Source organism: Bradyrhizobium sp. Kon10 (assembly GCF_055807395.1).
Map to the genome: position 1 here is coordinate 629,587 of NZ_JBVVOZ010000001.1, position 15,252 is coordinate 644,838.

General features: G+C 59.3%; 12 protein-coding genes. 1 reads left to right on the forward strand and 11 read right to left on the reverse strand.

All coding sequences use genetic code 11. The features are described 5' to 3' along the window. Positions 1–264: 264 nt before the first annotated feature. Positions 265–1,698: an undecaprenyl-phosphate glucose phosphotransferase gene (locus tag AC0L2O_RS03015; protein ID WP_473368639.1), complete on the reverse strand. Its 1,434-nt coding sequence runs from the start codon at positions 1,696–1,698 to the stop codon at positions 265–267. Between the two features lie 646 nt (positions 1,699–2,344). Between AC0L2O_RS03015 and AC0L2O_RS03020 the strand changes: the two genes are divergently transcribed. Next, positions 2,345–3,079 (forward strand): metallophosphoesterase, encoded by a 735-nt coding sequence (locus AC0L2O_RS03020; RefSeq protein WP_473368640.1) that lies wholly within the window; start codon positions 2,345–2,347, stop codon positions 3,077–3,079. 92 nt (positions 3,080–3,171) lie between these two features. On the opposite strand, the gene AC0L2O_RS03025 is transcribed toward AC0L2O_RS03020, so the two are convergent. The 10 genes from AC0L2O_RS03025 to AC0L2O_RS03070 form a co-directional block, all read right to left on the reverse strand. Further along, on the reverse strand, positions 3,172–3,462 hold the full coding sequence (locus AC0L2O_RS03025) for a hypothetical protein (protein ID WP_473368641.1): 291 nt from the start codon (positions 3,460–3,462) through the stop codon (positions 3,172–3,174). Between the two features lie 1,579 nt (positions 3,463–5,041). Next, the gene (locus tag AC0L2O_RS03030) at positions 5,042–5,257 is read right to left on the reverse strand and encodes a hypothetical protein (RefSeq protein WP_473368642.1); all 216 of its coding nucleotides are present in this window, start codon (positions 5,255–5,257) and stop codon (positions 5,042–5,044) included. Positions 5,258–6,118: 861 nt separating this feature from the next. Next, positions 6,119–6,490, reverse strand: coding sequence for a hypothetical protein (locus tag AC0L2O_RS03035; RefSeq protein ID WP_473368643.1), 372 nt, complete (start codon positions 6,488–6,490; stop codon positions 6,119–6,121). Between the two features lie 972 nt (positions 6,491–7,462). Next, on the reverse strand, positions 7,463–7,873 hold the full coding sequence (locus AC0L2O_RS03040) for a hypothetical protein (protein WP_473368644.1): 411 nt from the start codon (positions 7,871–7,873) through the stop codon (positions 7,463–7,465). A 225-nt stretch (positions 7,874–8,098) separates the two neighbouring features. Next, positions 8,099–9,073, reverse strand: a complete 975-nt coding sequence (locus AC0L2O_RS03045; protein ID WP_473368645.1) for a LysR family transcriptional regulator — start codon at positions 9,071–9,073, stop codon at positions 8,099–8,101. Positions 9,074–9,117: 44 nt separating this feature from the next. Further along, entirely contained in the window at positions 9,118–10,791 is a 1,674-nt protein-coding gene (locus AC0L2O_RS03050; protein ID WP_473368646.1) for a carbon-nitrogen hydrolase family protein, read from the reverse strand. Between the two features lie 32 nt (positions 10,792–10,823). After that, positions 10,824–11,660: an ABC transporter ATP-binding protein gene (locus AC0L2O_RS03055; protein ID WP_473368647.1), complete on the reverse strand. Its 837-nt coding sequence runs from the start codon at positions 11,658–11,660 to the stop codon at positions 10,824–10,826. A gap of 12 nt (positions 11,661–11,672) precedes the next feature. Beyond that, a complete protein-coding gene (locus tag AC0L2O_RS03060; RefSeq protein WP_473368648.1) occupies positions 11,673–12,668 on the reverse strand; it encodes an ABC transporter substrate-binding protein in 996 nt (331 codons plus the stop codon). Positions 12,669–12,695: 27 nt separating this feature from the next. Continuing rightward, positions 12,696–13,481 (reverse strand): ABC transporter permease, encoded by a 786-nt coding sequence (locus AC0L2O_RS03065; RefSeq protein WP_473368649.1) that lies wholly within the window; start codon positions 13,479–13,481, stop codon positions 12,696–12,698. A 1,333-nt stretch (positions 13,482–14,814) separates the two neighbouring features. Beyond that, positions 14,815–15,252: UDP binding domain-containing protein (locus AC0L2O_RS03070; protein WP_473368650.1), on the reverse strand; the 438-nt coding region annotated here is incomplete at its 5' end.

The following is a 15,252-nucleotide window of genomic DNA, read 5'->3' on the forward strand; positions in this document are numbered from 1 at the left end:
TCTTGCGCCGGCGCCGATCGACAAGCATCAAGACCGGTTCAATCGCGACGATCCATCGTCCCTCCGCCGTGCCTTCGTATCACTTGCAACGGGAGCCCTTTTTGTCCTCGCCTCTCCGCTGATCGCGCTACGTGATGCAATCGTGCGACTTTGGAAGAGGGCGCGCGGACATGAGACTTAGGACGGCGGCGCAACGAGTTAATGCGAGGTTGACGCAATACTGCGGATGATCGTGGTTGCTTCTCCATATGCTTCATGCACGCGCTAGTAGGCCTCCTTCTGGAACAGCACAGTGGATGCGGTCCGCGCCATTATTTTGAGGTCGAGCCAAATGCTCCAGTTCCTCACATACCAGACGTCGTATTCCACTCGCTTTTCCATCAGGTCTATGGTCGGCGTTTCGCCGCGGAAGCCATTGACCTGAGCCCAGCCTGTGAGGCCAGGCTTCATATGATGGCGGTATACGTAATTGCTGATGATCTCGTCATAGTAGTTGTCATGAGCGAGCGCATGCGGGCGCGGACCGACCAAGGACATGTCGCCGCGCAAGACGTTCCAAAGCTGCGGCAACTCATCGATGCTTGTCATCCGAAGGAAACGCCCGATCTTGGTGACCCGGGCATCCCGCTTGGTGGCTTGGGTAATCGTCCGCCCGTTTTCGCAGACCGTCATAGTCCGAAATTTCCAGATTTCGAAGGGCTTACCGTTGAACCCACGGCGCGACTGGCGGAAGATGGCAGCTCCCGGCGAGCCGAACTTGATCAGGACGGCGACCGTCAGCAGTAGTGGCGTAAGTATGACGAGCGCCAACAAGGCTACTCCTATGTCGAGACTGCGCTTCTGCAGGCGCTCGAACACGGTAAGCGGAGGTCGCTGGATTTCGATCGCAACCGTGCCGCTGACCGGCAAGAACGGGCGCGAGACAAGATCGGCGATCGAATTGTCTGGTAGCACGCGAATCGGTTGGGGCACCGCGCGCAGATGTTGCCCAAGTTTGGGCAACATCGGGAGCTCGTTCCAGTCGACTGCAAGAAGGTACTCGTCGACATTAGCCATGCCGGACTGCCGGATCACGTCGCGAATCTGCTTCTCCCACGCGCTGTCGCCGTTATCACTGCCGAGCACGAAGTGGCGCACGACATCAAACCCGTTCCTGCGCAAATCCTTGAACCGGGTTGCGGTGAAATCAAGCGGCTTGAAGCTAAGCAGCACAACCTTGCGATCCACCAATCGCCCCTTCGCGAAGCTCGTGCCGAGTGCAAGCTGCCATGCGAAGCGGAGACTGACCAATCCGAGGCCGCCGACAGCGGCAAAGACGATGATGGTGCCGCGGGAGAGATTGTCCGTCGATTTGAGTAGAAACGCGGCGACAGCAAGAATCGTCAGTGACGCGAGCCAAATGATGACAGTTTTGCGCAATTGCCAGACGAGATTCAGCAACCGATGTGTCGCGTACACTCCGTTGAAATTGGCGATCGCCACAAACACTGCGCCAACGATTAATCCTGCACCAATCGACGCACCGTCGGCGCCGGAGGCGACAATGCCGCTATAGAACAGGGAAGCTGCGGCATAGCAAAGCAGGATCAGCAGGAAGTCAGCCGCAATGATGAAGACCTGAAACGGGCGATGCAGAACGGCGCCACGCGCTGACGCGACTGGCTCGACATCATCGGAACCGTACGTTGCTACAGCCATTTAACCTCTACATCCCGATTGAGAAAGCTTTCAAGGACCGACGCTATCACCGAAGCGCAGCATACTCGTCGCGACCGTGAAGATTGTGACCTTCTCAGCAGATGGTGTTAAGTGATCGCAGCGATATTGTGGCATTGCACGCGTGATTTTTGCGATGCAGAGGTGTGTTGTGCGACGACACCGATTTTCTGATGCGTTCTGCGCTGCGATTTGCATCGTAAGCCTCGAGACCCATCGCTGCGCATGTACTCGCGGCGGTATCGTTGCAAACCTGTCGTACGCCGTGACGCGCTGACGATGCGTAGCTCCTGCCCGGTTCCAGCGTAGTTGACAAAATTCACGGGCATCATTTCAGTTGTATTCTGTGTATCTCTCAATTGCTGTTCCTGTCAGGAGCGAATGGAGCCCGCAAAACAATCAAAAAACGTGTTACCGCGGGAACAAACTCGGCTCCCGAAACTCTTCTTCCGCATCGCCTGCCACGGCGTGGGTGCTCGCGTTCGCCTCACGACGACCCAATAGGAGGCGCCTCTCATAAAGGGCGCCCCCTCGCACTGGGAACTTTTCAGCGTAACGTCCCGACCGGTCTCGAACCCACTCCTCCTCACCAAAACCTCAGTCAATTGCTTTTGGACCTGGGTTCCTCATGTTTTCTCCTTTCCGATCTCGTCCGCCCAAGAACAAGCCGATGCTACCGGAAGGGGTTCGCATTTTCGCGATGTCCGATATCCACGGCTGCGCGCACTTGCTCGAGCAACTGCTACGGGTCATCGATGCAGACATCGCCAATAGCCGGCCGGGCTATGCGGTAGAGGTGTTCATGGGCGACTATATCGATCGCGGTCCCGATACGCGCGCGACACTCGACATCCTCGTCGAACGCCGCCGCCGCGGGAACGCCGTTTTCCTGAAAGGCAACCACGAAGCTTTTTTGGTCGATGTTATGGAGGACCCCTCTCTGTTCGACGACTGGCTTCGCGTTGGCGGCGCCCAAACGCTGATGTCCTATGGACTCGCACCGGGGGTACAGCGGGATGGGCCAGCCTCGTTGCTGCGCGCGCTGTTGCGTGCGATGCCGCCTGAGCACGTCGAATTTCTCGATAACCTACGGCTTAGCTTTACGTGCGGAGATTTTTTCTTCGTTCACGCCGGCGTTAGGCCGGGCGTGGCCTTGTCTGAACAACACGAGGCCGATCTCTTGTGGATCCGGGAGGACTTCCTGAACAGCAAGGAGCAATTCAGCAAGTACATCGTGCACGGTCACACGCCGGTGCGGAGCGCCGAGCTGCTGGCAAATCGAGCCAATATCGACACGGGCGCTTATGCGACAGGCAATCTCACGCTGATGACGATCCAGGGCAACCGCGTGCTCGCATTCTAGAGCTTGCCGCAAGTGCAAAACAACGCGGGCGCCGCACGTCCCGACGCAGTTTCCACCAAGCAATTCCATAGGCGGTCGGTAAGACCAACTCGTCAGTTCAGAAGACGATAATCGTCGGCGGAGCGGGCGCGGTTCTGGGCCATCCACTCGCTCCAGGCGTGCTCGTGTTTGGCGTACAACTCGCGCCAACGGCCCTCACGCTGACTTCGACAGCTGACGCGCCGCTCGTTCCACGTATCCTGCACATGATAGAGGCTACGTGCCGTCGAGCCCTCCAGAGTCTCGAATTCAATAGTCTCCTCGATCGTCAGCCCAACCAGCACGCGTCGGCCGCAGCCATCCACCATATACCGGCGCGGCGAATCGTTCTCGACATCGCTCATCTTCTGAGAGCCTCTTGCGAACCATGAAACGTCCGGAGTGATTGTGTGAGCCGCGCCCACAGGAACCGGACACAGACTTAGAAAGCGCGCCGGGCGTGCCCGAAAGTGGTGGTCGCCGGGTCGCGTGACCTGCCGCGGGAGGATTTCTCGAGGCGCCTTTGCGAAGGCCAGGCGCGCAACGCGTACCCGACGAACAGGCCAGCAAGAAAGGTCGAGGCAACAGTCAGAGTCATCGAAGCCATCCCCAATGGTTCTGAATGCGATCTCACCGCCAAGTTGTGACGACATGATGATTCACAGCGCCGAAATATTGTTCATCGCTCGACATTTTGTGTGCACCGACCGGCTCCCCTGCGGGCGACAGGCAACGGGGAATTTTCCGGGATTCCCACAAGACAGGGTTTGGACGTGTCGCATGCACAGGGGCGCGCGCCTTTCCGCCAGCAATCTCTGTGGCGAGGCTTCGGTACATTCGCATTTGGCCAAACCCGTGCACCAGCTCCGATCGCCCGGCGCATGTGCTCCTCCGCCCTGACGTTGCAGCGACATGTCCGGCCGGCCGACCTGCTACGGCAGCCATTCGGCAGAACGTTGCGCTTGCAACCATGTGCGAGCCGTCGCATTATTTGACGCCCATTGTTTGAGAGGGATCGATCCAATGAACGTCCGCACCCTTACTCCATTCATTGTTCTCAGTGTGCTTGGTGTCCTTGCCCTCACCTCGACCACGACCGCCGTTGCGGCCGCGGAGCTCGCGCTTGCTCCGTCGCACCATCGAACAGCCTACGTCAGGACCGGTTACGTGTTTTGGGATGATGTTTATCCGCCTGCGGTTTATGGCCCTTATCTTCGCTCTGTCGAAGAAGCCGCGGCGCTAAAGGCGGAGGCACGACCAGTGTCGCAACGTTGGTGGGGATATTGGTACGCTCGGTGAGCATCAAAGCCGTAAGCTGGGCAGCTGCGTTCAACGACAAACCGCCGCAACACTGGGCAGCCGGTGACGGCGGATTGGGTTGAGGTCCACTTGAGCGGACCCACCGGGAAATGAGCGGGCGCATGAACATGAAAGCGGCCGCTACGGCACTATGCTTCCTCGCCAGCTGCTGGCTACAAGCACATGCTGCGACTGCGGGTGAATGCGTGTTCCGACCGGAGCGTTTCGTGCTGCTTTCCGACACAGTATATTGGACTGTTTCGATCCCATCCGGGGCCGAATGCCTGCAGGGCCTGCGCGGCAGAACACAGCTTTTGGACTAAGTTAAACTGGTGGCGGCGCCGAGTGCCGGCATCGTGACGATCGCCGGCCCGTCATTTCGCTACCAAGCCTCCACAAGCTCGGGAACTGACCGGTTTCGAATTGCAGTGTCGGGCGAAAACCGCAGGCAGCACGGATCATCGATCATCATAGTGGAGGTGACTGTCAGGTAGAGCCGTGTTGCTGAGCGGCGAACTTCCAATACGGGACCACAGCCCCTTAGTTTGCACTGGATAGCTCGATGCGGTGTGATTGAGCTTACGAGCGAATGAAACTTCGTCCCTACAGAAGATTGCTGCTCTTCAGCTCTTCAGCTGGAATACACTACTTCGCTTGGGCTCCCCGATCCCAGGGCCGCTTGCCATCCGCACCCCTGTCCCAGGGACGCGTCGTTGGGGCGTTCTTCTCTTCGGTGGCGGCCTGCGCGCGGTCCGCCTGCACCCGTTCGCGATCGGTCAATGGCGCCTTCGGAGCTGGCGGTTCGGTCTGCGCGAGTGCCGGTGTCGTGAAGAGCAGGGACATGAGGAGGATTTGTTTCATTCCCGGCTATTAACACAGCGGCCGCGGGCTGTCTGATCTATTCGCGCTTCAGGATGAAACGCTCTGTTTTGCCTGGCGTATCCGTGAATGGTGGGAGCATCGTTCGTTGTCTCGTACGCGGTGGCGGCGCAAAGGGTCGAGAACCCGAGTCGCCAAAGGTGCAGGAACGGCCAGAGTTTATGTGCTTAGGACAAGCTATCTCTGATCTTCGTTGCTGGTACCGGTGCCGGGACTACCGATTGGTAAGCCGTTGGCGGCGTGACCCACGCCGGTGTTTCGCTCAGCCTGCGCAGCAGCCGGCGACGTTCCGTTCGGCGTCGGGGGCTGGACACTCGGATTGTTCTGCGAGGCATTGCTGTGGCTAGCGCCAATCGTGGTGTCCCGCGTTCCCATGCCTGAGGCAGCTGAGGCTCCGGAATTACTGGTATTCGACGATCTGCCTGTACCAACGCTAGAGCTCGCCGCCGATCCCGCGCTGCCTCCAGCTCCTCCGCCCGCACCGGCACCACCGCCGCCTCCCTGCGCGAAGCCCGGTGAGGACAAAACAATGCATGCGAGTGCCATGATGGCGTATTTTCCGATCATGGATGGTCTCCCTGAGTTTGAACAGCAATGACGACAGACGCAGGAAGTTCCTTTCGCTGGCGCGATTGCCCTCAGCCGCGAGCGACCGGGCTAGACCCTTCAGAATGTGAAAGACGAAGCTAGTCGCCGCATAATCCTCAGATTCATCGAAGCGCAGGTGGAGAACCAGAAGGCCTGAACTTGCGGCAGATGCCGGCCAAACATAGCCTACCGCAATTGCCCGATCCCAACAGAATAGCGACCACGCAACTGTCGGACTAAGAAGGTTGGACGTATTTAGAATAATAATTTGACCCCTGCGCGTGACAGCCACTTTACGGGTTGCTGCCGGCACAAAGCGTCACGTTCTTCGAGCAATTCACGAAGTCTTTGAGCGTTGTCAGATTGTGTCTCCTGCCATTCGACGCGATCTTCTGCAGTCCATAAGTATGACTCGCAATTGAACCGAGCTTTCTCAGCCTTATCAAATTCCAAGTACGATTCGATATCGCGCTCAACCTGGTCAAGTTGTTCCTGGAGAACTCTTGGCATCGTTCCTTCGGCTTTTCCTCTAGCCGCTTTGATGTTCGGCGTCGCCGGTGCGGCGATCAGTAGGCCTTCTTTCGCCCCGGCAATGCGTTGCTTCGTTGCCTTGCTACTTTCAGTCATGTCGCTTTGATCTGTGCTTTGGGCGAGCGCCGGCGCCGGTGCCCAGGGCTAAAGTTCCTTCTGCCGCTCGCTTAAAGTTTGCCGCTCGCTAAAAGAAGTTTGCCGCGCGCTAAAAGTTCCTTGACCGCGAACACCCCGTCGCCCATTTCACGATGGATGATGCCCCCATACTGGTGCACCGCCGACCGCATTTGCTCTAGTGCCGGGGCCAGCCGCGCTACAGACTCTTCGAGCGCTGTCACCAGATCCGAAGATCGATGAAGGTCGGCCCGTAAAATCGAGACATACTTCCGTTCGGTTGCGAGCCCTTGCGCGGACTTTCGCCCGGCGCGTGGCGAGGCCCGACCTACCGCCTCCGGTCGATGGGATTTACCAGGCGACCTGCCGGCCCGAATATCGCCGCCATTTGCCGCAACTCGGACAGCTACTCGCGCGCTTCGGACAGGTTCAAGGCCGGAAGCTGAAATCGTTGGAAAACGCAGATCAGCCCGGCAACTCGGCAGCCTGGCGTACGCCTGTGACGCCAGCCGCCTCTCTCAAAAGTTGTGATTCCGGCCCGACACAGGTTCAGCTCCTTACCCGGACACAATTTACAACCGCGCGGAGTAGTCGTTCAGGCCAAAATAGGCACCAGACAGGCGGCGGAAGTCAAGGCAAAGGAACGTGCGCCTCAGCCTAGCAGGAGGCGTCCGTCGCGACGGCAACGGGGAGCCTCAGCTCGTCCTCAGCGGTGCAGCGGACGCTTGGGATGGCTCATCGCCACTTGCAGCATTGTCGGGCCAATCGATCGGCCGACAAAAAAGACCTCGGCGATCGATCTCTGCGAGCAGTCGGTCTGCACGCTTCCTCGCCCCGAGACCAATGAAACGAGTCCCGGCCGCGGTGTCGGCTAGCATTTCGTTACGGATGAACTCATATATCCGCAGAATGAAATGGTCTGAAAGGCCTTCGAACTCGTCCATAGCGTCGCTATCACAATGAGAAAAATATCCACGCAATTACGCGCCAAGTAGCCCAGCCGATGGTTGCGATCCAGGCCATCATTGCCGCTCCGATCAGGCCGAAAAACGCCACTGCCAACAGACAATCGGAGATGCGCCCGCGACGGCGAAGTAACTCTACAGACTGCGCGGTGCGATCAAGCATTTCGACCTGCCTTGAATGGCAAGGAATATCGATCGCTGGACCGGCCGACAAACGGCGAGTGCCGTTAACCTCACCGATCAACCTTAAGGCGTTGGCCGTTAGCGAGGAGAGCGGAAGATGGGCGTCCAGATATCCGCCATGTTTCATTATCGCAGGACCGGGCTGCATTCTTTGAGCTTGCAATCGTTGCGCATTGCACAATCGGAAAATGTAGCAAAACTGCCGAATCAGCTTCATCGTTGTTGTCCGGGCGGGGACAAGGGGCGGAAGCATGGTCGAGGCACTCCAGATCAGCTTGGCATTGTGGGGTATGACAATCTGCGCGGTTCTAAAGTGCAGCAATCTTTTGGGCTGAGTACGCTGCATTCCCTAGGGGGCACTTCGGGCCAGGACATCTGAATTCTGGCTCAGCGCGCTCGGCTTGGTTGGCAGGGGACCAGCCTTGTATCGCTCGGCGCAGTCTCAACGTTTAGCGGAATGCATGGCCGACATCAGGTAGTCGGCATCGGCCGCGACGCGCTTCTCCAGGAAGCCCATCGCCGCCTTGATGCGGGCGATGTGCAGCAGGTCCTCGTGGACGGATAGCCAGATATCGCGGACGGAAAAAAAGCTGGGTAGGATCGGGCGCAGGTCCAAGTTCTGGGCCGCCACGTAGGACGGCAGCATGGCAATGCCGAGCCCGTTCGATGCGGCCATGTACTGCGACACCAGGCTGGTACTGCGAAACACCACATGGACGGGTCGCAGGATGTCGGACAGCCAGCGGTTCTCCTTGATGTGGATGTGCTCATCGATGAAATCGATGAAGTCGTGATTGTCGAGGTCCTTGAGGTCGCTCGGCACCCGCTGGCCTTGCAGATAGGCGCTGGATGCGTAGAGAAATATCCTGAACTCGCCGATCTTCTTGACCGAGAGCCGCCTTCCTTTCGGCTTGAAGAAGCTGACGAAGATATCAGCCTCCCGCCGCGTCATGTCGAGCAGACGAGTGTCGGTGATCAGCTCGACCTGGATCGATGGCCAGGCCTTGCTGAAGGCCGCCATGCAGGACGTCAGGTACATGCTTCCGATGCCTTCCATGGCGGCGATCCGGACCGCGCCGGCGGCGTCCGCCTTCTCGGAACCGACCACGGTCTCGATGATGGCATTGGCATTGTTCTCCATGCCTTCGGCATACTGGAGCAACCGCAGGCCCGCCTCCGTCAGGGCGAAGCCGGCCTTGCTGCGCTTGAACAGCGTGGTGTTGAGGCTGCGCTCCAGCTCCCTCACGCGCCGGCTGACGGTGGTGTGATCGACCTTCAATTTCTGGCCGGCGCGAACGAGATTGCGGGTGCGCGCAACCTCCAGGAAGAAGATGACGTCGTCCCAATTGTAGCGCAGCGTTTTCGCAGCCTTTGCCACCTCGGCCGTCCTGATATGCCCGTTCGCGAGCTTCGGCATCTAACGCACGCTAGTTTCGGGCATATCGGCTCGCACGGCAATGTTCAGGCGGCGATGATCGGGGCATAGGTCTCGACCAGCCGGTTGGCAAACATGTCGACCTTGGGGATCATCAGCTTTTGCCGGCAGACCGCCAGATCGATGTGCTTGGGCATCACCGCGCCCAGCTTGAGGACGCGCGGGGCCACGACGTTAATGTCCCAGAGCGGAAACCCGGTTGGGGGGATCACCAGGCTGCCGCCCGGATAGGGCGAATCCACCCTGTTTGCCAGCACCACGGCGACGCGATTGTCCTCGGCCCGGGGAACGGCGAGCAGCTCCCGCTCAAACGGCTCGCGGAGCGAGGCCGGCCACAGGATGATGTCAGCCGCCGCAATGCCGAGGCAGCGCGAGGTTTCCGGGAACACGGCGTCGTAACCGGACATGACTCCGATCCGGCCGAATGGGGTGTCGAAGACGGGATAGTCGTCGCCCGCCCTCGCCCATTTCCGCTCCTCGGCGGTCAAATGGGTCTTGCGATATTTTCCGACCTCCTTGCCGTCAGGCCCGATCAGGAACGTTGTCACGTACAGTCCAGCCGCGGCACGTTCCACGGTAGGAAGCGCGATAAGGCACTGGTAGCGCGCCGCGATCGCCGCGACCTTCGTCAGCAGCTCGGGGGCGTGATCAGCGAGCGCCGCGGCCTCGCGCGTGTTTGGAATAGCGGACGGGCAGAATGCATACTCCGGCAGCACCAGCACCTTGATGCCGAGCTTGGCCGCGTGATCGACCATCTCGAACACTTCATCAGCTAGGCAGTCTTTGGTCACGTGCATCTGCACGGCTGCGACTTTCGTCACGGACTTTGCCGGGATCAGCGGCTGCTCAGCGATGCGGTAGACCGGCGTCTTCTCATATGGCAAGGCCATCAGGCCGTAGGTCTCGGGGCGGCGGTCTGCGATCTTGTCATTCGCCGCATAAATCGACTTGTCGTGCGCGGCGTCGAGGTCGATGTCGGCAATAGCCATACCATGGGTATCGTAGGGCACCTTCGACAGCACGCGTCCTTTGGGATCGACGATCATGCTGCCGCCCGGATAGTAGATCGACCGCTCGTAGCCCGCCTTGGTGGCTGCAACGAGCCAGACGCCATTCTCATAACTGCGGGCTGGTCCCCACATGTCGGCCTGATCCATGGCGAAGAAGTTCGCCATGTCGACGATCACTTCGGCACCCTGCATCGCCATCGCGCGGAAAATTTCGGGAATGCGCCCATCGAAGCAAATCAAAAGGCCGATCCTTCCGAGGTCGGTATCCACCACCGGACAGCCGCGCTCGCCGAATGCAAACCAGTTCTGATCGTGCGTGGCGAGGAACTGCTTGTGGTAATGGCAGACGGTCTCGCCCTTGCGCCCAAACATGATGCCGGTGTTGAAGATCTTCTCCTTGTCCGGATCCCATTCGGTGACGCCGCTGGCGATGTAGATGCCATGCTTTTTGGCCAGCGCCGACAAGGCCGTCACGAACGGACCGTCCTGCATGGTCTCGGCGAGTTCTCGGCAATGCTCGGCGGAGTCGAAGAGATAGCCAGTATCCATGCATTCGGGGAACACCACCAGCTCAGCCCCCTGCCTCACCGCGTCCTCGACGAACTGGGTGGCCAGCATAATGTTGTGGTCGAAATCTCCCAAACGGGCGAGCGTCTGAACGGCGGCAGCGCGAAAACGGCGCTTCGTCATATCGGTCTCCATCTTTCGATAATTGATCGGAATCAGTCTCGTTTGACCTCGCGCCAGAAGCGGTCGAGGCAATGGCGTTTCAGGCCGATGAACCCCTCGCCGGTCGTGACGTCGAGGTCGCGCGGCCAGGGCAAATCGACCGGGACGATTTCCGCCACCCGCGTCGGCCGCCGCGTTAGCAGCACCACCTGGTCGGCGAGTTGGATCGCCTCCTCGAGGTCGTGCGAGACCAGCAGCATGGTCGTCTTCAGCTTCATGAAGATGTGCTGCAGCCGTTCGCGCATGAACAGCGTCATTTCGTAGTCCAGCGCGGAGAAGGGTTCGTCGAGAAACAGCACCTCGGGTTCGGTCACCAGCGCCCGCAGGATCGAGACCGTCTGCTGCTGCCCGCCGGACAGAGTGTAGGGATAGGCGTTGAGGTCGAACGGCACGTCGAAATCCGCGAGTAGCTTTTCGACGCGCCGCCCGCGCTCCTTGCGGTCCACACCGAGTACCTTCAGGGGATAGTGGATGTTGTCGATCGCACGCATCCAGGGAAATAGGGCTTCCCGGTAGTTCTGAAACACGTAAGAGATCTTGGTGTCGCGGATAGTCTGGCCATCATAGAGCACCTCACCCGCATCCATCGCCATCAGGCCGGAGATCATGTTGATGAAAGTGCTCTTCCCACAACCGTTCGGGCCGAACACCGAGATGAACTTTCCCATGGGCAGGTCGATCGAGAAGTCGTCATAGATCGTGGTCCCCTGGAATTTCTTGCTGAGCCCCCGCACCGTGACATACGCCTGCCGTAGCTTGGGCGGCGGTACAGGCGCCCGGTTCTCGGCGGCTGGCGCGCGTGTGTTGCGGATCGCGGTTACCTTCCCCATCGAAATGTCCACTCAGTTTGCGAGATCGGACTTGGCGAGGACCTTGTCCTTCACGTTGATGGGACCCGCCACCACGCCTTCCTTGATGAAGACGTCGACCAGCGCCTGGTACGACGTCATGTCGGTCTCGTTGAGGTCCTTGAAGCCGCGCAGATAGGGCTGCGCCAGGAACCCGAGCTGATCTTCTTTGATGGGCGTGTATTTGGTGAGGATCGGCTTGTACTTCGTGAAATTGGCGTTCACGAGATCTGTTGCCTCGTCGATGACAGCGACGATCTTGCGCGCAACCTCAGGCCGCTCTTTGAGGAACTTCGTAGTCATCAGCGAAGCCCCGGAATAAAAGGGATCGGCAATCACGTGCGCGACCGGGTTGGTCATGGCGCGCATGGCCTTGCCCGAGGCGACGGCGATCGAGCCGACCGGCTCGAGCGATAGCGTGGCGTCGACCGTCCCCCCGACAACGGCAGGCACCTGCATGCCGACCGCGAGATCCACCAGCTTGACATCGGTATCGGGATCGAGGCCCGCCGCTCGGACCATGTGGCGGGAGATGGTGCGCCACTGAATACCCGGGACGTGACCGAGCGACTTGCCCTTCAGGTCGGCAAAGCTCTTGATCGGGCTGTCCGGCTTCACGATGAGACCATCATTGATACGATCGACCGCGATGCCCCCTCCCTGTAACCCGAACACCTTCAGCTTGCCGGGAAATTTGGCCTCCGCGATCATTGCGATGCCGGCTGCCGCGCCGGGAGGACCGAAATCGGCGCGCTCCGCGATGAGGGCATCTATGATCTGGTTCGGCGCTTCCATTTTGGTGGAAACGATCTCGATGCAGGCCCTTTCGAACAGCTTCTCCTCGAGCGCGACATAATAAGCCGTGGTCTGCATGATCGGCAGCCAGACCGCCGTTACCTTGTCCATCTTGTCGCAAGTCGCATTTGCGCCGGTCGCGCCGAGCAGCAACCCAGAAGTTGCGACTACCCCGAGGAATATTTTGATCTGCATGATGGCCTCTTGGTTTGGCTGTCCGCGCTATTTTCCGGACCAGTGAATGAGAGATCGTTCGATCATAAGGAGCATCAGGTTGAGCCCGTATCCCATCGCCCCGGCGATCAGGATCGAGCCGTACATGTCGGTAAGGGAGTACGAAATCTGCGCGTCGATGATGCGATGGCCGATCCCATCAGTCGCCCCGATGAACATCTCGGCAACAATAATGACGACAAGCGCGAGTGACACCGCGGTGCGCAGGCCGACAAAGGTCTGCGGCAGCGTCTCGTAGAAGATTACATCCTTGAAGATGCGGAGCGACGATGCCCCCATCGAACGCGCTGCGAGAATGCGGGTCTGGCGGGCATTCATCACGCCATAGGCGACGTTGAAGACGATGACGAGCCAGGCAGCGAAAGCGGCAACCGCAATTTTGGCGAAATCGCCAAGGCCGAACAGCAGCAGGAAGAGCGGAAAGAGCGCGGTTGCTGGAGTGGAGCGGAAGAAGTCCACCAGGAATTCGACCGAGCGATAGATCGCCGTCTTGGCGCCGAGCACGATCCCGACGGGAACGCCGGCTAGAATCGCGATCAGAATCGAGTAAGCGACTCGCACCATTGTATGGACGAAATCGCCGGTCATCTTCCCGGCAGCGATGCTCAACGCAGTATCGCGAAGCGTGTCGATGGGCGAGGGCAGCAGATCCTTGTTGACCAGTTGCCCCTTGAAGGCAACCCACCACAATGCGAACAGCAGCAGCGGCCCGATTGCAAGCTCGACGGCGCGCTTCGCCTTTGCATTCGAGATCGCCTCGGTGATCTGTCGCATCAACATCCTCACGGTCTCCGCGGCTGGCTGCGCGCTCTCCGCCTGAACCACGCGAAGTGTTGGCTTCAGGGCCGCGAAAGAAAATGGCGAGATATGCAATCAAGTGTGCAGTAATGCATATTGAAATCAATGATCTGACTGATTGATTTGCAGGCTTGCATTGCCTAACGGATAAGCAAACTGCGGTTTTTTCGGCCACGGGAACGGCAGCACGGCTGTTGGAGGCGATAGCTAATCTAGAAGGCCGGGCGGCTTCCGGATGCGACCCCGCTGCTCATGCGGATCGGCGATTGACGGCATCAAGCTGTGCGGCTTGTTGCCCGCCAAACTATGTCTCACCCGTCCCAAGCCAAGGCGAGCAACATACCGCCCAGCCGTGCTGCTTATCGCCCTTCGGCGTTCCGTTCGTAAGCCCGGCAAGACGCTTCATTCGCCTCAGGCTTGGGCATTCCGGAAACGCAGCAAGCATTGAATGCCTGACCTTGCGCATTTCGAAATTCCACAGCTTCTCGCTGACAACGTAAGCCGCGCCCGAGACGCTCTGTCCGACCAGAAAAGCCGACCGTAATCGCGTCCGTCAATGCACCCCAACGGAAATCGTCCGCGAAACTCGACGCTTCTAGCAACTCCGCGTGCGCGCCTTAACGCTTACGCCGGAGCGACGCGCATCATCGTCGCCGCCACACGGCTGGCGAAGAAGTTGCGTTGGCCGGAATGGTGGAGCGAGCACGCCTGATCGTCTGGTCAAAACAAAACGGCGGCGGTCACTAGGTGAGATCGAAATCGGCGGTCCAAATGCTCTTCCCGGGATTCTTTCGAAATATCCAAACTGTCAGGGTCGCAGCATCAGGGACCACCATGCTGTCGCCTGCGTGCAGCGTGAACTGTCTGATGTCCCCGACGACGACCCAAATCGCGTGGGCATATACGTCTGGAGCACTGGTAGCCGTGCAGGTTAGAACAGCGGACTTGGGAACGGCTCGCGTAGCTGACTGGCTCACGGACGAATCAAGATGAAATGAGGCCATATTGCTTTCTCCAAAGCCTTGTTCGAAATGTCGCGATGTTTCCGCAGTTAACGGCGAGAGTCAACAATGTCTCAACCTAAACTTGCTACCAAAATGCAAACGCAAGGCGCTGCCCCGCCGTCTACGGGCGTTAACGGCGGACTCCGAGTGCGCCAGAACTGGCGCTAATTCGTCGCAATCGGCCATACCCACTCGCCGGCGATAAGCCAAAAGGTGAATGTCGTCGTCCAGCAGCATATTCTCGGAACGCCCGTCCCTGACCACCTTCGGTCGGGCCGCATCTCGCAATTGAGTGGACGGGCTTTCTAACTCGGGCGAGCGAAAAGTCGACCGATACTATGATAGCTGAATCCGGCCTCAGCCATCTCCTCGGGGCGGTAGATGTTGCGCAAGTCGACGATGACGGGCTGCGCCATGGTCGCCTTGAGCCGGTCGAGATCGAGCGCGCGGAACTGCACCCATTCCGTGACGATAACGATAGCGTCGGCACCTTGCGCGCAGGAATAGGCGTCCTCGCAATAGATGATGTTGGGCAGCTCACCCTTGGCCTGCTCCATCCCGACGGGATCGAAGGCCTTGACGTTGGCGCCCATATCGAGAAGGCCGGTGACCAGCGGAATCGACGGCGCATCGCGCATGTCGTCGGTGTCGGGCTTGAAGGTGAGGCCGAGCACCGCGATGGTCTTGCCGCGCAGCGAGCCGCCGAGCGCCTGGCTGACTTTCCGCGCCATCGCGCGCTTGCG